This is a genomic window from Streptomyces gottesmaniae (assembly GCF_031845845.1).
In the GTDB taxonomy this organism is placed as follows: domain Bacteria; phylum Actinomycetota; class Actinomycetes; order Streptomycetales; family Streptomycetaceae; genus Streptomyces; species Streptomyces akebiae.
Window position 1 is genome coordinate 61,922 of the sequence record NZ_JAVRFJ010000031.1, and the last position, 19,506, is coordinate 81,427.

The 19,506-nt window shown below is 73.7% G+C and carries 11 protein-coding genes; 10 read left to right on the forward strand and 1 reads right to left on the reverse strand.

The features are described 5' to 3' along the window. Window positions 1-144 precede the first annotated feature (144 nt). From RM704_RS30230 to RM704_RS30270, 9 genes are all read left to right on the forward strand, one after another. Window positions 145-4,266 (forward strand): FHA domain-containing protein, encoded by a 4,122-nt coding sequence (locus RM704_RS30230; protein ID WP_033524964.1) that lies wholly within the window; start codon window positions 145-147, stop codon window positions 4,264-4,266. 283 nt (window positions 4,267-4,549) lie between these two features. After that, window positions 4,550-5,974, forward strand: a complete 1,425-nt coding sequence (locus RM704_RS30235) for an ABC transporter substrate-binding protein (protein ID WP_033524963.1) — start codon at window positions 4,550-4,552, stop codon at window positions 5,972-5,974. 10 nt (window positions 5,975-5,984) lie between these two features. Further along, on the forward strand, window positions 5,985-7,340 hold the full coding sequence (locus tag RM704_RS30240; protein WP_438828962.1) for a carbohydrate ABC transporter permease: 1,356 nt from the start codon (window positions 5,985-5,987) through the stop codon (window positions 7,338-7,340). Next, window positions 7,337-8,260 (forward strand): carbohydrate ABC transporter permease, encoded by a 924-nt coding sequence (locus RM704_RS30245; RefSeq protein ID WP_033524962.1) that lies wholly within the window; start codon window positions 7,337-7,339, stop codon window positions 8,258-8,260. The genes RM704_RS30240 and RM704_RS30245 overlap by 4 nt, the downstream gene beginning before the upstream one ends. A gap of 142 nt (window positions 8,261-8,402) precedes the next feature. Continuing rightward, on the forward strand, window positions 8,403-10,646 hold the full coding sequence (locus tag RM704_RS30250; protein WP_033524961.1) for a bifunctional glycosyltransferase/CDP-glycerol:glycerophosphate glycerophosphotransferase: 2,244 nt from the start codon (window positions 8,403-8,405) through the stop codon (window positions 10,644-10,646). Window positions 10,647-10,788: 142 nt separating this feature from the next. Further along, entirely contained in the window at window positions 10,789-12,960 is a 2,172-nt protein-coding gene (locus RM704_RS30255) for a bifunctional glycosyltransferase/CDP-glycerol:glycerophosphate glycerophosphotransferase (RefSeq protein WP_033524960.1), read from the forward strand. 4 nt (window positions 12,961-12,964) lie between these two features. Beyond that, window positions 12,965-15,205 (forward strand): bifunctional glycosyltransferase/CDP-glycerol:glycerophosphate glycerophosphotransferase, encoded by a 2,241-nt coding sequence (locus RM704_RS30260; protein ID WP_033524959.1) that lies wholly within the window; start codon window positions 12,965-12,967, stop codon window positions 15,203-15,205. Continuing rightward, window positions 15,202-16,596, forward strand: coding sequence for a hypothetical protein (locus tag RM704_RS30265; protein WP_052145793.1), 1,395 nt, complete (start codon window positions 15,202-15,204; stop codon window positions 16,594-16,596). Before RM704_RS30260 ends, RM704_RS30265 begins: the two co-directional genes overlap by 4 nt. A 39-nt stretch (window positions 16,597-16,635) precedes the next feature. Continuing rightward, complete coding sequence (locus RM704_RS30270; RefSeq protein WP_033524957.1) at window positions 16,636-18,273, forward strand: hypothetical protein; 1,638 nt, start codon at window positions 16,636-16,638, stop codon at window positions 18,271-18,273. A 49-nt stretch (window positions 18,274-18,322) separates the two neighbouring features. Here RM704_RS30270 and RM704_RS30275 read toward each other — a convergent pair whose 3' ends face one another. After that, window positions 18,323-18,736 (reverse strand): organic hydroperoxide resistance protein, encoded by a 414-nt coding sequence (locus RM704_RS30275; RefSeq protein WP_033524956.1) that lies wholly within the window; start codon window positions 18,734-18,736, stop codon window positions 18,323-18,325. A 129-nt stretch (window positions 18,737-18,865) separates the two neighbouring features. On the opposite strand from RM704_RS30275, the gene RM704_RS30280 reads away from it, so the two are divergent. After that, on the forward strand, window positions 18,866-19,381 hold the full coding sequence (locus tag RM704_RS30280) for a MarR family winged helix-turn-helix transcriptional regulator (protein WP_033524955.1): 516 nt from the start codon (window positions 18,866-18,868) through the stop codon (window positions 19,379-19,381). Window positions 19,382-19,506: the final 125 nt, after the last annotated feature.

Sequence of the window (19,506 nt, forward strand, 5' to 3'; positions counted from 1 at the left end):
GGGCGCGTTGTCAGTGGCAGGTGCGAGGATGCCTCCAGTACTGGCCGACGTGCCCGTGAAGCGGTGGGGGAAGTCTGCGGTGGGGACCGCGCAGTCTCGTCCTCGTGGTGTCGGGTGCCCGCGCGGAAGGGACCGCTGACGGCGATGCAGATCCGGCTGACCGTCGTAGACCCGCTGGGACCGCCCTCCGAGCCGCGAGGACGGGCCACGGCCTGCGACGTGCTGGTCACGGCGCCCGCCGGGACGGCCCTCGCCGCCGTGGCCTCGGGCCTCGCCTCCGCCGTCGGGGAGGGCGGTGCGGAGCGTCTGGAGCGCAGCCGGGAGGTCGGCGGCGGGCAGGTCGTGCTGTACGCCGGTGCCGAGCGCCTCGACACCCAGCGCTGCACCCTGGGCGAGCCGCCCCTCATCGACGGCGCGGTGCTCTCCCTGGGCGCCCCCTCCGAGCCGGGTCCCGAGGTCGACGAGGCCGCCGCACAGCTGCACGTGGTGGCCGGTCCCGACGCCGGCGGCGTCCATCTGCTGCACGGCGGCAGGATCCACATCGGCCGCTCCGCCGACGCCGACGTCCCGCTCGACGACCCGGACGTCTCCCGCCTCCACTGCGCGGTCACCCTCTCCGCCGACGGCCGGGTCTCCGTGGTCGACCTCGGCTCCACCAACGGCACCACCCTCGACGGCACCCGCGTCGGCGACCGCCCGGTCCGCCTGGCCCCGGGCGCGCTCCTGCGCATCGGCGAGTCCGCCCTCCGGCTGGCCTCGTCCTCGGGAGCGCGCGGGATCGGTACGGCACCCGACGGTGAGGGGCATGTCCGGATCACGGTGGGGGCGGGGGCGCCTGGTGGTGACAGCGGCTCCGGCTCCGGCGCTGATTCCGGGTCTGGTGCCGACTCCGGCTCCGGCGGAGCGGCTCGTGGGGGTGCGGGAGCGCCGGGGGCCGAGGGTTCCGGGCATGGGCGTGTCGCGGGGCGGACGGTGCCGGGGCAGGGTGGGGTGCCCGGCATCGAGCGGACGACGGGGACGACCGGGACGACGGGGAGTGCGGGGCCCGGCACGGCCGGGGGTACGGGCCGGGGGCTCGTGCGCGAGGGCGCCGGCGAGGACGGCGGGGGCGCGCTCGGGGACGAGGCTCATGACCGTCCCCGCGACGCCCACGGTCCCGGCGGTGTCCACGGTCCCGGCGGTGTCCAGGGCTCGCGCGGAGCAGGTGAGCCCGGCGGTCTCGGGCACGGCGGGTCCGGTGACGGCCGCTCGGGCGACGGCGGTTTCGGGAACGGCGCCGAAGGACCCGAGTCCGGTACGCGCAAGGGCACGCCCCTCCGGGGGACCGAGGTGCCGCGTGGGCTGCGCAAACGGGGCGGGCTCGGAGCCTGGGCACGGCGGTTGACCGGGGGGCGGGCGCAGTCGGGGGACGAGTACGACCCGTACGAGTACGACGCGGAGTACGACGAGGACGAGCGGGGGGCGCTGGCCTCGGTGCTCGCGTCGGCCGGGGAGCGGCTGCCGGAGACCTGGCCGGACCTCGCCGCCCTGCTGCTCACCGCGCTCGGGCCCGGCGCCCGGCTGTGGGAGCGGGGGCCGGGGCACCCGGAGGCGCTGACGGTGCGGCTGGGCACGACGGACCGGGCGGCGCCGGACGGATCGGGCCTGTTGCCGGCGGTGCCGGTGACCACCGGGCTGCGGGAGGTCGGCGCGCTGGGGCTGGCCGGACCGCGCCCCCGGCTGATGGGGCTGACCCGCGCGGTGGTGGCCCAGCTCACCGCGCTGCACTCCCCCGACACCCTGGAACTGGTCCTGATCACCGCGGATCGCTCCCGTTCCGCCGAGGAGCGCACCACCGACTGGTCCTGGCTCGGCTGGCTCCCCCATCTGCGCCCCGCCCACGGCCAGGACTGCCGCCTCCTCCTCGCCTACGACCGCGAGCAGACGACGGCCCGGCTGGACGAGTTGCTGCGCCGCGTGGAGGACCACGCGGCGGACACGGCGGGCCGCGCGCCCGGGAGCACACCGGGCGCCGACGGCGGACGCACGACGGCCGGGGCGACGAGCCCGGCCGAGAGTGGCTCGGGGCGACGGGGCGCGCGACGGCCCTCGTGGGCCCGGGAGGACGGACCGGCGGGCGGCGGCTTCGCCGGGCCCTACACGGTGGTGATCGTGGACGGGGACCCCGGCGGCGCTGATGTGCGCGAGGCCGTGGTGCGGCTGGCGCACGAAGGGCCCGTCGCCGGGATCCATGTCGTGTGCCTCGCCGAGACGGAGTCCGCCTCGCCCGCCTCACCGGTGACGGAGACGTACGCGGCGGCCTGCGAGGTCTCCCCCGCGTTCCGCGCGTGCGGGGCCGTCGCCCTGCTCAGCGGTGACGTCGCCACGGCGCTGCGCCTGCTGCGCGTCACCTCCGCCGGGTACGGCGCGGTGAGCGGTTCCGGTGCGACCGGTGCGACCGGTGCGGTGGGCACGACGCGGACGGCGGATACGGCGGTGGGCCCCAGGTCCGGAGGTGCGGGGGCGGGCCCGGTGCCGGGGCCGGGGTCCGGTGGACCCGCCGGGCGTTCGGGAGCGGCGCACGCCGGTGCGACCGCGCGGGGCGTGGACTCCGGTGCCGCGTCGCGGGAGCCCGTGGACCACGCGCGCGGTACGGCGTCCGACGCCTCACCGGGTCGCCCCCGCCCCGACCACGTGGAGCGTCCCGGGCGGCCCGACCGCGCCCGTGGCTCCGCTCAGGCGGACCCCGCCGTGGTGAGCCGTACGCACCTCGCCATCGACCTCTCGGGCAGCGCCCTCTCCGGTGCCGACGAGCGGACGCATCCCGGCACCCAGGACCTCCCCCCGCTCGACGCGCGGGACGCGCCCGGCCTGCTGAACCAGGGCACGGTGGCCACGCTGGACGCGGTGTCGGCGGCGTGGGCGGAGCGGTTCGCACGGGCGCTGGCGCCGTTGCGGACGGACGGGGCGCCCGGCGACCGGCAGACGCGGGTGTCGGCGCCGTTGCCGCAGTCGGCGCGGCTGCTGGACGAGTTGGGGCTCGCGCGCGCCACACCGGCATCACTGATGGCGCGCTGGGCCGACGCCGGCGACGACACGACGGCGCTCGGGGGGCGCGCCTGGGCCGTGCTCGGCGCCGGGCCGCGCGGGCCCGTCTCCGTGGACCTCGTCTCCGAGGGTCCCCACCTGCTGATCGAGGGGCCGGTCGGCAGCGGCCGTACGGAGCTGTTGCGGGCGATCGCCGCGTCGCTCGCCGCCGCCGAGCGGCCCGACCGGCTGGGCATCGTCCTCGTCGACGGGCGGGACGGCGGTGCCGGTGGCGCCGGCGGGGGCCGGGCCGGGGAAGGGCTCGGGGTCTGTACGGACCTGCCCCATGTGGGGACCCATCTGACGGCCAACGACCCTGTCCGGATGCGGGAGTTCGCCCAGTCCCTGATCGCCGAGCTGAAGCGACGCCACGAACTGCTCGGCGGGCTCGGGTTCGTGGAGTGGCACACGCGGCGTGAGGTCTCGGGCCGTATCGTCCCGCAGCGCTCGGCGACCTCGACGACCTCGGCGACCTCGACGACGGCGGGGTCCGGGTCGGCGAGGTCCGCGGCCCCGGGGGCGGGATCCTCCGGGCCGGGCGCGCCGGGGCGCGGGTCCGCGCAGGCGGCCGCATCGGCAGGGGCCGCCGACCTCGACTCGTCCTCCAGCTCCACCCTGCGGCTGCGGCCGAGCCGGAGAAACCCCGAACAGGACGGCAGGGGCGGGGCCGGGAAGAGCCGTGCCTCGGAACTCCCCCGGCTCGTCGTGATCGTCGACGACCTCGACGCGCTGCTGTCACCCCCCTTGGGTTCCACGGGGCGGCCGGCGGCCGGGTCGGTCGTCCGGGCCCTGGAGGCGGTGGCCCGGGAGGGCGAGCGGCTCGGAGTGCATCTCGTGGCCACGACCGGTGGGGGCGGGCCGAAGGGCGAGAGCGAGCTGGGCCGGGCGGGCGGCGGGCGGGTCGTGCTGAGCGCGCCGGTGCCGGGGCCCGACGAACCGGCGCCGGGGCGCGGTGAGTTGCGGGGCGAAGGGGGTCGTACGACGCCGTTCCAGGCGGGCCGGGTGACGGGGCGCATCCCTCGCACGGCCACCCTCCGGCCGACCGTCGTCCCGCTCGACTGGACGCGGATGGGCGACCCGCCCGCACGCCGCCCGGTACGGGAGTTGGGCAACGGCCCGACGGATCTGGCTCTGCTGGCCAGCGCGTTGGACCGCGCGGCCCGGGAGGTCTCGGCGGCGGGGGTACCGTCCCTGCTCTGATGGCCGCAGGCCCCACAGGGGCGCGGGAACCCGCGCGGGGAACCACGCGAGCAACCACGACGGACCGGCCACCCGCCACCGAAGAGACGCCTCACGGCGCGCACGCACACGGCCCCCACGGCGCACCCATACCTGCCCCTCCCGGCCGAGTCATGGTCACGACGCGGTCACGATCAAGACGTTGACACGGCAGGCGCTCTTGCCGCCCCCGAGCACCCGGCGTAGACCAGAGCGCACGGGACAGCGCTCTACGTTCGACGACGCACGGAGAACGGGGTCAGAGATGCGCAACATCCACCGCATTGGTCGCATTGTTCGCACACGCAAGCCCAATCCCCTTGGCAAGCCCACCCATCCCCCCACGTCCAGGGCCCTCGCGGTCCTCGCCGCAGGCGTCCTCGCCCTCTCCCTCACCGCGTGCGGCGGTGACGACGACAAGGGCGACGACGCCGGCAACGGCAACGACGGCGGCAGCGAGGCCACCGTGGACCTCCCCAAGCTGGACGGCCAGAAGCTGGAGGTCGCGGCGGTCTTCACCGGCCCGGAGCTGGACAACTTCCAGAAGGTGCTGGACGAGTTCGAGAAACGCACCGGCGCCTCGGTGACGTTCGTGCCGACCGGCAACAACACCTCCACGTTCCTCGGTACGAAGATCGAGGGCGGCAAACCGCCGGACGTGGCGTTCCTGCCGCAGGTCGGCGTGTTGCACCAGTTCGCCGAGAAGGGCTGGGTGAAGCCGCTCGGCAGCGCGGCCCAGGCCCAGCTGGACAAGAACTTCTCGGACGGCTGGAAGGACCTCGGCGCGTACGAGGGCAAGCAGTACGGCGTCTACGCGAAGGCCGCCAACAAGTCCCTCGTCTGGTACAACACCGCCGCCTTCGAGGCGGCCGGGATCACCGAGGAGCCGAAGACCTGGGAGGAGTTCCTGCAGACGGCGCAGACGCTCTCCGACGCCGGCTCGCCCGCCGTCTCCATCGGCGGCGCCGACGGCTGGACGCTCACCGACTGGTTCGAGAACGTCTACCTGTCGCAGGCGGGGCCGGAGAAGTACGACCAGTTGGCCAAGCACGAGATCAAGTGGACCGACCCCTCGGTGAAGGAAGCCCTCACCAAGCTCGCGGAGTTGTGGGGCAAGGACGAGCTGATCGCGGGTGGGGCGTCCGGCGCGCTGCAGACGGAGTACCCGAAGTCGATCACACAGACCTTCACCGGGGACGCCCCGGCCGGCATGGTCTTCGAGGGTGACTTCGTGGCCGTCACCATCAACGGGGACACGGACGCCGAGATCGGCACGGACGCCAAGGTCTTCCCGTTCCCGGCGGTCGGCGACGACTCCCCCGTGGTCACCGGCGGCGACGCGGCCGTGGCGTTGAAGGACGGCGAGGGCGCGCAGGCGCTGCTCACCTTCCTCGCCTCGACCGACGCGGCGGAGATCTGGGCGGCACAGGGCGGCTTCCTGTCTCCCAACAAGGAGATGGACCAGGGAAGCTACAAGGACGACGTGACCCGGGAGATCGCCAAGGCGCTGCTCGCGGCGGGTGACGACTTCCGCTTCGACATGTCCGACCAGGCCCCGGCGGCGTTCGGCGGCACCCAGGGCGTCGGTGAGTGGAAGGACCTTCAGGACTTCCTGAAGGACCCCGACGACGTGGCCGGTGCCCAGAAGCAGTTGGAGACCGACGCGGCCAAGGCCTACGGGAACGGCTGACGGCGACCTCATGTCGTCCCCCGTGACGAAGACGGCGGGGGGCGTCGGCGCGCTGCCGACGCCCCCCGCCGCACCGCGCAAGAGCGTGACGGGTACCCGGCTGTGGGTGGCGGTGCTGTTTCTGCTGCCCGCGCTGGTGCTGCTCGGCGCGCTCGTGGTCTACCCCATCGGGTACTCGGTCTGGCGAAGCCTGTTCGACGCGGACGGCTCGGGCTTCGTCGGCCTCGACAACTACGCGGAGATCTTCTCCGACGATTCCACCCTCGTCGCCGTACGCAACACCGCGATCTGGGTCGCGGTGGCCCCGGCCCTCGTCACCGCGCTCGGTCTGATCTTCGCGGTGCTGACCGAACGGGTGCGCTGGGGAACGGCGTTCAAGCTGATCGTCTTCATGCCGATGGCAATCTCGATGCTGGCCGCGGGCATCATCTTCCGGCTGGTGTACGAACAGGATCCGGACCAGGGCGTCGCCAACGCGGTCGTGACGTCCGTGCACGACGTGTTCGTGGACGACTCCGTGTATCCGAAGGCACGGCCCAACGCCCAGGTGAGCGATCTGCGGGCGTCCGGCGGGGGTTCGTTCACCACGGAGGCGACCGTGCGGGCGGGCACCCCGGCGCTGCTCCCCCTCGTCGGTATCCCGCCCAACAGCCTGCCCGGCGACGCGCAGGACGCGAAGGCCGCCACCGGCGACGGTGTCACCGGCACCGTCTGGCTGGACTTCCGGCTCGGTGGCGGTGGCGAGAAGGGGGCCGTCGACCCGGGTGAGAAGGCGCTGAAGGGCGTCGAGGTCGAGGCGGTGAAGGACGGCAAGGTCGTCGCCACCGCGACCAGCGGCTCCGACGGCACCTTCAGCCTGCCGGAATCCGCCGACGGGGCTCGACTGAGGCTGCCGGGCTCGAACTTCGCGGCGCCCTACAACGGCATCGACTGGCTCGGGCCGGCCCTGGTCACCCCGGCCGTCATCGGGTCGTACGTCTGGATGTGGGCCGGCTTCGCGATGGTGCTGATCGCGGCCGGGCTGGCCGGGGTGGACCGCAATCTGCTCGAAGCGGCCCGGGTGGACGGGGCGAACGAGTGGCAGGTGTTCCGGAAGGTCACCGTGCCGCTGCTCGCGCCGGTCCTGGTGGTGGTCCTCGTCACGCTGGTGATCAATGTGATGAAGGTGTTCGACCTCGTCTACATCATCGCGCCGCAGCCCACCCAGGACGAAGCCAATGTCCTGGCCCTCCAGCTCTATCTGGTGTCGTACGGCGGCGGGGGCGACTTCGGTCTCGGCAGCGCGATCGGTGTGGTCCTGCTGCTGCTCGTGCTGCCGGTGATGTGGGTCAACATCCGGCGTCTCAGGAAGGAGCGCCAGCGGTGACGACTGTCGAAACCCCCGCCCCGGCCCCCGCGCCGGGGACTCCGGCGCGCGAGGCGCCCGACCGCGCCAAGCGTTCCGTCGCCGCCCGGCTCGCCAGCGGCGCGGCGGGCGGCGCACTGCGTGTGTTCCTGCTCCTCGTGGCGCTGTTCTGGCTGGTGCCCACCTTCGGACTGCTGGTCTCGTCGTTCCGCGACCCGACCGACATCGCCACCTCCGGGTGGTGGAAGGTGTTCTCGGCCCCGGCCCAACTCACCACCAAGAGCTACGAGTCGCTGCTCGAGAACGACGGCATCACGAACGCCCTGTTCAACACGGTCTGGATCACGGTTCCGGCGACACTGCTGGTCGTCCTGATCGGCGCGATGGCCGGATACGCCTTCGCCTGGCTGGATTTCAAGGGCCGCGACTGGTGGTTCATGGGCGTGGTGGGGCTGCTGGTGGTGCCGGTGCAGGTGGCGCTGATCCCGCTGTCCGGGCTCTTCCGGGACCTCGGGATCTTCGGCGACATCATCGGTGTGGTCCTCTTCCACGTCGGCTTCGGACTACCGTTCGCGATCTTCCTGTTGCGGAACTTCTTCGCGGAGATCCCGAGGGAGTTGCTGGAGGCGGCGCGGCTGGACGGGGCGGGCGAGGTACGGCTGTTCACGACGGTCGTCCTGCCGCTGGCCGCACCGGCGTTGGCCTCGCTCGGGATCTTCCAGTTCCTGTGGGTGTGGAACGACATGCTGGTGGCGCTGGTCTTCTCCAGCTCCGACTCCCAGCCGCTGACGGTGGCGCTCCAGCAGCAGGTACGGCAGTTCGGCAGCAACATCGAGGTGTTGGCGCCGGGCGCGTTCATCTCGATGGTGATCCCGCTGGCCGTGTTCTTCGCGTTCCAACGGCAGTTCGTGTCGGGGGTGATGGCGGGCGCCGTGAAGTGACGGCCGTCAACTGGGGGCGCGCGCACCGCGGAACGCACCCGTGCGCCCCCAACTCCCTTGAGAATCCCCCGTATGGAACACGCACCGTAACCAAATCATCCGATCGGCCGTTTCCGGGCAGTATGCCCGCGCCGACCCATGGATGTCCTCCTTGCCCAGGTTCAGTGTCATCGTTCCCGCGTACAAGGTTCAGGCGTACCTGCACGAATGCCTGGATTCTGTGCTGTCCCAGTCCTTCACCGACCTCGAACTGATCGTCGTCGACGACGCCTCGCCCGACGACTGCGGGGCGATCGCCGACGAGTTCGCGGCCCGCGACCCGCGCGTACGGCGCACCGTACGCCTGCGGGAGAACACGGGGCCCGGTGCCGCCCGCAACAAGGGAATGGAGTACGCCAGGGGCGACTACCTCCTCTTCCTCGACGCCGACGACACCTTCGCACCGGGCGCGCTGCAGGCGATCGCCGACCGCGTCAAGGAGACCGGCGAACCGGACGTCCTCGTCCATGACTTCGCACGTGTCTCCTGGTCGGGCGAGCCGGTCCACGACGCGCGTGACCGTCGGCTCACCGAACAGGGCCCGGCCCCGTTCCGGCTCGACGACCGTCCCGGTCTGCTCACCGTGCGCCCGGCGGCGTGGAACAAGGCGTACAAACGGGAGTTCGTCGAGGACCACGACTTCCGGTTCCCGCCCGGCATCTACGAGGACACGGCCTGGACGTACCCCGTCCTGATGGCGGCCGAGTCCGTCGCCACCCTCGACCGGGTCTGCGTCCACCACCGTCGGCGCCGCCACGGCAGCCTCCTCGGGGCGACTACGCACGGTCACTTCGACGTGTTCGAGCAGTACGACCGGGTGTTCGCCTACCTCGACGAGCGGCCGGAGCTGGCCCAGTGGCGTCCGGTGCTCTTCCGGCGCATGCTCGACCACCTCACCTCGGTGTTCTCCCGGCGCCACCGGCTGCCGCGCGAGGCGCGCGCCGAGTTCCTGCGCACGGTCCGCACGCACTGCGCCCGCTACCGCACCCCCGGCGCGCCCCTCCGCGCCCGCGCCCGGCTCCGGCACGCGCTCCTGCGGCTGGGCAGCCCGCGCCTCTACCGCGCCCTGTGGGCCGGAGCGCGGCTGGGCCGGGGCGTCGGACGTCTGGTGCGGGGCCTGGCCGGGCTGTTCCGCGCCGCCGGCCTGCGCCTGCACTACCGCGTCCAGCGTCTGCTCCCGCTGCGTGCCGACCGGGCGGTGTTCGCCGCGTACGGGGGCCGGGGCTACGAGTGCAGCCCGGCCGCGCTGGAGAACGCGTTCCGGACGCACGTGCCCGGGATGCGCACGTCGTGGGTCGCGCGCCCTGAGCACCACCACACGCTCCCGGTGGCGACCCGGCGGGTGCTCCCCGGCTCGATGGCGTACTGGACGGCGCTCGCCCGCTCCAAGTACCTGGTGAACAACGTCGACTTCGACAGGCGGCTGGTCAAGCGGCGCGGCCAGGTGCTGCTCCAGACCCAGCACGGCACCCCGCTCAAGCACATGGGGCTCGACCTGCGGGACCGGCCGGCGGCGGCGCGCGGCACGGACTTCGAGGACGTACTGCGCGGCAGCGACCAGTGGGACTACGTCCTGTCCGGCAACCGCCACTCCACGCTCGTCTGGGAGCGGGTCTACCCCTCCCCGTTCACCACCCTCGAATACGGCTCGCCGCGCAACGACGTCTTCCTGAGGGCGAATGCGACGGACGTGGCCCGGGTGCGCGAACACCTCGGTGTGCCCGAGGGAGCGGTCGCCGTCCTGTACGCCCCGACGCACCGCGACTACCGGCACTCGCAGCGCGCCCATCTGGATCTGGAGCGGGTACTGCGCAAACTCGGGCCGCGCTTCGTCGTCCTGGCCCGCGCGCATCACGCGTACGACTCCCCGCTGAGCGATCTGGCGCACGGCCGGCTGTTGGACGTCACCGGGTATCCGAGCGTGGAGAACCTCTGCCTCGCCTCCGACGCGCTGATCACGGACTACTCGTCCCTGATGTTCGACTACGCCAATCTCGACCGGCCCATCGTGATCCACGCGGAGGACTGGGAGGCGTACGAGGCGGCGCGCGGTACGTACTTCGATCTGCGGGCGTGCGCCCCGGGGGCGGTCGCGCGCAGCGAGGACGAGCTGATCGACATCTTCGCGACGGGGCACTGGCGGGGGTCGCGGTCGGCGCAGCTGCGGGCGGCGTTCCGGGAGCGGTTCTGTCCGTACGACGACGGGCGGGCGGCGGAGCGGGTGGTGCGGCGGGTGGTGCTGGGCGAGGACACGCCGCCGGGTGACTTCGTCCCGCTGTCCGAGCGGCATCCGGTGCCGTCCGCCGCGAGTGCCCGTGCGGGGGCGGACGACCTGCTGGGTACGTAGTCCCGTCCGCCAGGGGCTGCGCCCCTTCGCCCCCCATCCCGTGCTTTTCGCCCAGAAAGGCCGCAGGCCTTTCAGGCGCGCGGGGAACTGCGCGAGAAGCCCCCACCCACTCGCACCCGATGACGCACCCCGAAAGGAAAGAATGCCCCGCTTCAGCATCATCGTCCCCACGTACGGCGTGGAAGGGCGGCTGCCGCTCGCTCTGGAGTCGGTTCTCGGTCAGCCGTTCGGTGATTTCGAGCTGATTCCGGTGCACGAGACGGCGGCGGGCTCACCGGCCGGGGCGATCAGCGCCGCGTACGCCGTCCGGGACACCCGCGTCGCCCCGGTCGAGTCGCCGCCGGCGGGCGGGCTGAGCGCCGCCCGCAACGCGGGCCTGGCCGCGGCGCACGGGACGTACGTCCTCTTCCTGGACGGGGACGACACGCTCGCGCCGGGCGCGCTGCGGGCGATCGCCGACCGGCTCGACGAGACGGACGACCCGGACGTCCTGCTCTTCGCGCACGAACGGACGCACTGGTGGGAGGGCGGCACGACCGTCGTGCGCCCGTCCGGACGCCCGGACGCCCCCGCGTGGAGCGCGGCCTACCGGCGGGACTTCCTCGGCGAACGGCAACTCATCTTCCCCATCGGCCATTTCACCGACCTCGGCTGGAACGGCCTGGTCGCCCTCGCCGCCGACCGCACGGCCGAACTGCGGGACACGGTCTGCGTACGCCATCTGCTGCGGCGACAGGGCAGCCGCCTGTACGCGCCTGGCGAGAACCACCTGGAACTCCTCGACCAGGTGGAGCTGGTGCTCGCCCGGGCCGCGGCCGGGCAGGGGCTGTCGGAGGCGCTGTTCGGGCAGCTCTTCGCGATCGTGCTGCGGAGTCTCGCGCACCCGGAGCTGCTGCCCGCCCACCACCGCCGCGCCTTCTTCCGCCGTGCCGGCCACCTCTACGGCCTCCACCGCCCGACCGGCTTCCAGCTGCCCGCCGGCCACCTCGGGCTCCAGCACCGCCTGCTGGCGAACGGCTCGTACGCCGGGTTCCGGGTCCTGCACGCCGCCCGACGGGCCGCCGCCGGAGCCCTGGCCGCGCTCCCCCGCCCCCGCACGCCCCTGGCCCGCGCCCTGTACGCCGTCCAGCGCCGTCTGCCGCTGGACCGGAACCTCGCCGTGTACCGCGCGCACCGGGGCCGTGGCGTCGGCGGAGACCTCACCGCCCTCCACGCGAAGGTCCGCGCACTCGCCCCCCGGGTCCGTTCGGTCTTCCTCGTCGCGGCCGACGCGGTGGACCGGGTTCCGCAGGGGGCGGAGCACGCCGTCCTCGGCACCCCGCGTGCCTGGCGGCTGCTGGCCCGCGCCGCGTACGTCGTCGACGACGACGCCTTCCCCGACACGGTCGTCAAGCGCCCCGGGAGCGTCCACCTGCGGGTCCGGAGCGACACCCCGTTGAAGGCGACGGGCCTGGACCGGTGCGCGTATCCGGTGGTGGCCGCCGGATCCGACGGTGTCGCCGGTGCGGCCGCTCTCCTCGGGCACGTGGACCACTGGGACTTCGCCCTCTCCGCCAACCGGCACTCCACCGAGACCTGGGAGCGGGCCCTGCCCGGGAGGTACGAACAGCTGGAGTACGGCTGTCCGCGCAACGACGTCCTCTGCACGGCGACGGCCGAGGACGTGGCGCGCGCCCGGCGCGCACTGGGTGTGCCCGAGGGCAGGAAGGCCCTCCTCTACGCCCCCACCCACCGCGCACACGCCCCCGGCCACGGGACGCGGTTCGATCTGGAGGCGTTCTGCGAGGCGGTGGGCGAGGAGTTCGTGGTGCTGCTGCGGGCGCACCACCGCTCCGCCGCCGGCGCCCCTCGCGGGAGCGGCGGCCGGATCGTCGACGTCACCGCGCACCCCTCCGTCGAGGAGGTCTGTCTCGCGGCCGACGCCCTGATCACCGACTACTCGTCCCTGATGTTCGACTACGCCCACCTCGACCGGCCCCTCGTGATCCTCGCGGACGACTGGGAGGTGTTCCGCGAGACCCGGGGCGTCTGCTTCGATCTGCCGGCCGCGCCGCCCGGTCATGTGGCGCGCACCGAACGGGAGTTGACGGAGCTGTTCCGGGACGGCTCCTACGCGGACGTGGAGGCCGACGCGCTGCGGGCGGTCTTCCGGGAGCGGTTCTGTCAGTTCGACGACGGGCGGGCGGCGGAGCGGGTCGTACGGCGGGTGTTCCTCGGCGAGCGGCCGGAGGCGCTGCCGCCGGTCGTGCCGCTCGCCGGGCGCACCCCGGCCCCGGCCCCGACGGCGACCGCCGCGACCCTCGTGAGGAGCTGAGGACATGCCCCGTTTCAGTGTCGTCGTCCCCGTCTTCGAGGTCCGGGGCCAGCTGCGCGAGTGTCTCGACTCGGCCCTGGAGCAGTCGTACGGGGACGTGGAGGTGATCGCCGTCGACGACTGCTCACCGGACGGCGGCGGCGAGATCCTCGACGCGTACGCCGCCCGCGATCCGCGGGTACGGGTGCTGCACCTGCCCGCGAACGTGGGACCGGGTCGCGCCCGCAACGCCGGACTGCCGTACGCCGGCGGTGACTTCGTCCTCTTCCTCGACGGTGACGACACGCTCGCGCCGGGTGCCCTGCGCGCGCTGGCGGACCGGCTGGACGAGGCCGGGGACCCCGATGTGCTGGTCTTCGACCACGCCCGCACGTACTGGTGGGGCGAGACGCGCCGCGACGCCCACGCGCACCTGCTGAGCGCGGTGGGCGAGGGCACCTTCACCCTCGCGGAGCGTCCGGAGCTCCTCGACCTGCCCACGGTCGTGTGGAACAAGGCGTACCGGCGTGAGTTCCTGGAGGCGCACAGTTTCCGGTTCCCGCCGGGCCATTACGAGGACACGGCCTGGACGCTCCCGGTACTGCTCGGCGCCGAGCGGATCGCCACGCTGGACCGGATCTGTGTGTCCTACCGGCAACGGCCTCGGGGCACCCTCCTGTCCACCACCGGACGGGGTCACTTCGACGTGCACGACCAGTACGAACGGGTCTTCGCCCATCTGAACTCCCGGCCTGAACTGACGAGTTGGCGCTCCCGGGTGCGGAACGCGATGGCGGGCCACTGCCTGGACATCCTCGCCGCGCCGGACCGGGTGCCGTCCGGCGACCAGGCGGAGTTCTTCCGGCGGACGGCGGCGCTGTACCGGAAGCACCGGTCGGGGGAAGAGTCGGTCGACGACTCCCCGGCCCCCGCGTACCGGGTACTGGAGGGCGGCTGGGCCGTCTACCGCGCCCGGCGGTGCGCGGCCCGCGCCCGTACCGCGCTCGGCGTACGCGGGGAGCGCCTGTGGGCGGCCGGCGCCGAGTGGATCGGGCGGGGCTGGTCGCTGGCGCACGAGCGGCTGCCGCTTGACCCGAATCTGGCCCTGTACTCGGCGTTCTCGCATCGCGGGGTGCTGGGGGACCCGGCGGCGGTGTACCAGGCCGCCCGGGAGTTCGCGCCGCACGTCCGGGGGGTGTGGGTGGTGCGGCCGGAGCGGGTGGCGGCGCTGCCGCCGGGCGTGGAGTACGTGACGCCGGGCTCGCCCGAGTATCTGCGGCTGGCCGCGCGGGCGACGTACTTCGTCGGCAACGCCGACTGGCCGGGCGCCCCCAGCAAGCGGCCGGGCAGCGTGCACGTCCACACCCATCAAGGGACCCCGCTCAAGTTCATGGGCGCCGACCTGCTGCACAAGCCGGGTGCCCGGCTCGGCGTGGACGTGCCGGAGCTGCTGCGGCGGGCCGACCGCTGGGACCACAGCCTCGTCGCCAACCGCCACTCCGAGCTGGTGTGGAGCAGGGCGTACCCGTGCGGTTTCACCTCGCTGCGGACCGGCAGCCCGCGCAACGACGTCCTCGTCAACGCCGGGCCGGGCAGCGGCGCGGCGGTCCGTGAGCGGCTGGGCGTCCCGGCCGGGCACACGGTCGTGCTGTACGCGCCCACACCCCGCGACTACCGGCGCGGCGGCCACGTCGAACGGTTCGACCTCGCCCGGTTCGCCGCCGACCTGCGGCGCAGCCTGGGCGAGGCGCTCACCCTCGTCGTCCGGCTGCATCCGTCGCTCGCGGACGGCCCGGCGCGCGGGTTCGGGCTCACCGAGCTGCACCGGCGGGGTGTCGTCGTGGACGCGACCGACGAACCGCATGTGGAGGAGCTGATGCTCGCCTCGGACGTCCTGGTCACGGACTACTCGGCCCTGATGGTCGACTACGCCAACCTGGACCGTCCGATCGTCGTCCACGCCGACGACCTCGACGCCTTCGCCGCGAGCCGGGGCATGTACCTCGACCTCACCGCCGACCCGCCCGGCCATGTCTCCCGCTCCTACCGGGAGCTCGCCTGGCTGTTCGATTCCGGGCAGTGGCGGGACAGGGAGTCGGCGCGGCTGCGGGCGGGATTCCGGAAGCGGTACTGCGAGTTCGACGACGGGCGGGCGTCCGAGCGGGTCGTACGGGCCTTGATGCTGGGCGAGACGGCGGGCACGGTGCCGGCGCCCCGACCGAGCGCGTCCTCGGCGGCTGCCGCCGCCTTCCCGCTGTCGTCATGAGGGCTCCCACGGTCGGCGGGCGGGCGCGGGTCCTCGCGACGCGCGCGCGGGCGTGGGTGCTGCTGCTCGCCGCCGTCTTCGCGCTGCTCCAGCTGGCGAGCGTCACCGGGCGCGCCACCCCCGACACCAAGAACTACGTCTCGTACGCCCTCACGCTGGGGGGCGCGAGCGTGCGCGAGTCGGCGGCCGGGACCATCGACCACTACTGCGGGAGCCGGGCGGCGGCGGCCGAGCGGAAGCAGCGCGTGGACGTGGTGCGGTTCCGGGCGCCGAGCCCGGCCGTACGGGTCGCCGAGGAGTGCCGGCGGGAGCTGTGGCGCAAGGTGGACCGGCGGCTGGCGGCCGGGCAGTCGGGCGTCCCCATCGCGCCGTTCACCTCGGAGCGGTTCCTGCGGATCTTCGAGGTGCGGCCCGGGTACCCGGTGCTGTTGGCCCCGTTCGTCGCGGTGTTCGGGGTCCTGTGGGGTGTGTGGCTGGCGAGCGTGCTGATCGCGGCGGCCGGGGGCGTCCTCGCCTTCCTGGTCCTGCGGGCCGTGCGCGCGCCCGTCCCCGTCGCCCTCACCGGACAGGCCCTCTACTACGTGCTCCCCTGCGGCGCGACCGCCATGCGGCCCATGACCGAGGGGGTGCTGCTGGCCCTGACGCTGACGGCGCTCTGGGGGTGCGCCCTGGCGAGGGAGGGCCGGGTGCGGGCGGGGGTGCTGCTGGTGGCCGGTTCCCTGGCGGCGCTGTTCACGGTGAAGCATTCGCAGGCGCTGTTCCTGGGGGTGTGTCTGACGGGGGCGTGCGGGGTGGTCGCCGCGCGGCGCGGACTCGGTGGTGAACGGCGCGCACGCGGTGGTGAACGGGCGGGGCGCGGGCCCGTCGAGGAGGGGCCGCGGGCGTTCGAGCCGTGGCTGCGGGTCGTCGATCGATGCGTGCGGGCCGTCGAGCCGTGGGTCCTGGCGGTCGGGGCCGTGTCCGCGTGCGCGGTGGTGGGTACCCCGGCGCTCGCCGCGCTGCTGCGCTACCCGGCGTCCGCGGAAAGCCTTCAGGACCTGCTCACCGATCACTTCACGCGCCCCGACCGGGCCCGGCCGTGGCCGGAGTTCCTGCGCCTGGAGGCGAACTTCTGGGCGGAGTGGGGGCGTCGGCAGCTGACCCAGCCGCTGTTCCTCGCCGCGCTGGTGGCGGGCGCGTGGGGTGCGCTGGGCCGGCGACCGGTGTTCGGCTGGTTCGTGCTCGCGGCCGCGTGCACGGGGATCGTCAACCAGGCCGGGCATCCGGACATCACCCTCTGGGGCGACCGGCTGATCGTCGTGGCGTGGCTGCTGCCGGTACTGGGGCTGCCGCTGCTGCTGGAGCGGATCACCACCACCCGCGACTCACTCGATGTGGTGACCGCGAGCTGAGCCGTTGACCCGTGCGGTCACACCGGGAATACACGGCAAATGCCCCATACAGCCCACACCTCTCCTGATCCCGGTGCGCAGCCACGTGTCCGGCGCCGTCGGCGTGGCGCGCTCGGGGCCACCGCGCTGCGCGGCGGCCGTACCCGGCTGTCCCGCCGACCCACACCGTACGCCGTCATGGGTGGACTGTTCTGGCTGGTCATGACGCTGGCGTACTGGCGGGTGCCCCTGTGCTGCGACGCCGGTCAGCACGCGGCGGTCGTCGAACGGCTGCGCTGGGACCTGCTGAACCCGGCCCACCCGACCGCCGATCTGCCGGGCGCGGGCAGCCCGTACTACTCCCCGTACGCCGTCGCCCAGGGTGTGCTCGCGCGGCTGACCGGGCTGAGCGGCTGGTCCCTGGTGAAGCTCGCCGGGCCGGTGAACCTGCTGGTGCTGCTCACCGGCATCGGCCGTTTCGTGCGCGTGCTGACGCCCCGGCCGTGGGCGCCGGTCCTCGCGGTGCTGTTCATGACGCTGCTGTGGGGCACCGAGCGGGTGCTGTGGAGCGGCTTCCTCGGGCTGATGTCGCTGACCGTGAACCTCGGCTATCCGTCGGCGTTCGCCACCGGGCTGACGTTCTGTGCCTGGGCGTGGACGGGGGCACGCGCGCGTGGCGGCGCTTCCTCCGGGCCGGTGCGGTACGTCGGACCGAGCGGACTCGGCAGCGTCTGGGCGTACGCCGGGCTCGGGGCGCTGTACGGGCTGATCATGCTGGTGCATCCGATCACGGCGGTGGCCTCGCTGGTCGGGGCCGTGGCGATCGTGGCGGCCTGGCAGCGCGGATGGTCGCGCCCGGTGCTGGCCCGATGGGCGTCGGCGGGGGCCGCCACCCTCGCGGTGGCGGTGTCCTGGCCGTACTACGCCGTCCTGTCGCTGGCCGGGCACCCGGGCGTGGACGGGGTCCACCGCCTCTTGTACGAGAGCGCGGCGGGGAACCTCTGGCTGGCCCTGCTCGGGCTGCCGGCGCTGTGGGCGCGGGGGCGCCGGTCCCCGAGGGACCCGCTGGTGCTCATGTGCGCGGCGCAGTGCCTGACGGTGGCGTACGGCTGGGTCAGCGGGCACTACACGTACGGGCGGGTGCTGGGGCTCGCCGCGGTGCCGGCGCAGTTCGCCCTGGCGGTGGAACTGGCGGCGCCCCGGCCGTGGGGCTGGGCCCGGCGGGTCCTGGGCGGGGCCGCCGCCGGCGGGGCCTGCGTGGGCCTGCTGACCGTCCAGGCCGGGGCGGTCGTGCCCCGGGCGCTGGACCCCGTCGGCTTCGAGCAGCCGCCGCGCTGGCCGTCGTACGACTGGGCGGCGCGGCATGTGCGGGCGGGCGAGACGCTGATCACCGACGGGTACTCAGCGGCCCGCGCGCTCCCCGGGTACGGGGTGAACATGGCGGCGCCGACCTGGCCCGATCCCGCGCTGGAGGAGGGGGACCGGGCCCGGCGGCACGCCGATGTGCGGGCGTACCTGGATCCGGCGTCCACGCGGGAGCGGCGTGCGGTCGTCGCACGGCGGTACGGGGTGCGGTGGCTGTTGCTGACCCGGCGGCAGAAGGTGCCGCGGGAGGCGGTCGTCGTGGACTGGAGTCCTCGGACCGGGGAGGTGCTGGCGCGGATCGCTCCGCAGGGGGGTACGGAGCGATCCGCGTGACGGCCCGGCGGGCCTGTCACACCCACACGGCGGAGCCGCGCGGGCGTCCCTACTCGACGACGAGCTCGACCGGCATGTTGCCGCGGGTGGCGTTGGAGTAGGGGCAGACCTGGTGGGCCTGCTCGACGAGCTTGCGGCCGGTGGCCTCGTCGACGGTGTCGGGGAGCTCGACGCGGAGGGTGGCCTTCAGGGCGAAGCCCTCGCCCTCCTTGCCTATGCCGACCTCGGCGGTCACGGCGGCGTCGCTGACGTCGACCTTGGCGGTGCGGCCGACGAGGCCGAGGGCGCTGGCGAAACAGGCGGCGTAGCCGGCGGCGAAGAGCTGCTCCGGGTTGGTGCCCTGGCCGTTGCCGCCGAGCTCCACCGGGAGGGCCAGGTCAAGGTCGAGCTTGCCGTCGTTGGTGACGGCGCGACCATCGCGGCCGTGGGTGGCGGTGGCGACAGCGGTGTAGAGCGCGTCCATGGGAGAACCATCCCTTTCACAGGTCTTGTCACGTCCGGCGGTCCGGTCCGACCGCCGTTCACGGACTCAAGTAGAGCACACAATTCAATTGCCCACAACTAAATGGCGAGCAGGAGTTACCCTGGATCCATGACCACGAGCCCCGTCCCCGCGCCCGAGGGGATCTCCGAGGAGGTCTCCGGGCAGGTCTCCGAGGAGGACTTCCTCCGCCTCGACCGGCAGATCTGCTTCTCCCTGCACGCCGCCTCGCGCGCCTTCAACGGCGTCTACCGCGTGGTCCTCAAGGACCTCGGGATCACCTATCCGCAGTATTTGGTGATGCTGGTTCTGTGGGAGCAGGGCGAGCTGCCCGTGAAGAAGCTGGGCGAGCACCTCCGCCTCGACTCCGGGACCCTCTCGCCGCTGCTCAAGCGCCTGGAGGCGGCCGGCCTCGTCCGGCGCGAACGCAGCGCGCGCGACGAGCGCTCGGTGGTGGTGCGGCCGACCGAGGAGGGCGCGGCCCTGCGGGAACGCGCGCTGGCGGTGCCGCGCCGGATCGTCTCGGCGACGACCCTCGACCTCGACGACATCCGCGATCTGCGCGACCGCCTGGACCGCCTGACGGCCGCGCTGGACGAGGCGGCGCTCGCGGAACCGGCCGGGTAACCACCGGACACGCACAGAATCCGACAACCTCACGCGGAACCCCAGCCTCCCGCGTGCCATCTTCCCCACGGGGCCGCGAAGCCGCCCTTAGGGGAAGATTTGCACACATACCTCTCACAGGTGCG

What these genes read in the sequence shown, in the direction of transcription:
- RM704_RS30270 (WP_033524957.1), top strand. Translation starts at nt 16,636, where the DNA reads ATGCCCCATACAGCCCACACCTCTCCTGATCCCGGTGCGCAGCCACGT.
- RM704_RS30250 (WP_033524961.1), top strand. Translation starts at nt 8,403, where the DNA reads ATGTCCTCCTTGCCCAGGTTCAGTGTCATCGTTCCCGCGTACAAGGTT.
- RM704_RS30275 (WP_033524956.1), bottom strand. Translation starts at nt 18,736, where the DNA reads ATGGACGCGCTCTACACCGCTGTCGCCACCGCCACCCACGGCCGCGAT.
- RM704_RS30230 (WP_033524964.1), top strand. Translation starts at nt 145, where the DNA reads ATGCAGATCCGGCTGACCGTCGTAGACCCGCTGGGACCGCCCTCCGAG.
- RM704_RS30240 (WP_438828962.1), top strand. Translation starts at nt 5,985, where the DNA reads ATGTCGTCCCCCGTGACGAAGACGGCGGGGGGCGTCGGCGCGCTGCCG.
- RM704_RS30255 (WP_033524960.1), top strand. Translation starts at nt 10,789, where the DNA reads ATGCCCCGCTTCAGCATCATCGTCCCCACGTACGGCGTGGAAGGGCGG.
- RM704_RS30235 (WP_033524963.1), top strand. Translation starts at nt 4,550, where the DNA reads ATGCGCAACATCCACCGCATTGGTCGCATTGTTCGCACACGCAAGCCC.
- RM704_RS30280 (WP_033524955.1), top strand. Translation starts at nt 18,866, where the DNA reads ATGACCACGAGCCCCGTCCCCGCGCCCGAGGGGATCTCCGAGGAGGTC.
- RM704_RS30260 (WP_033524959.1), top strand. Translation starts at nt 12,965, where the DNA reads ATGCCCCGTTTCAGTGTCGTCGTCCCCGTCTTCGAGGTCCGGGGCCAG.
- RM704_RS30265 (WP_052145793.1), top strand. Translation starts at nt 15,202, where the DNA reads ATGAGGGCTCCCACGGTCGGCGGGCGGGCGCGGGTCCTCGCGACGCGC.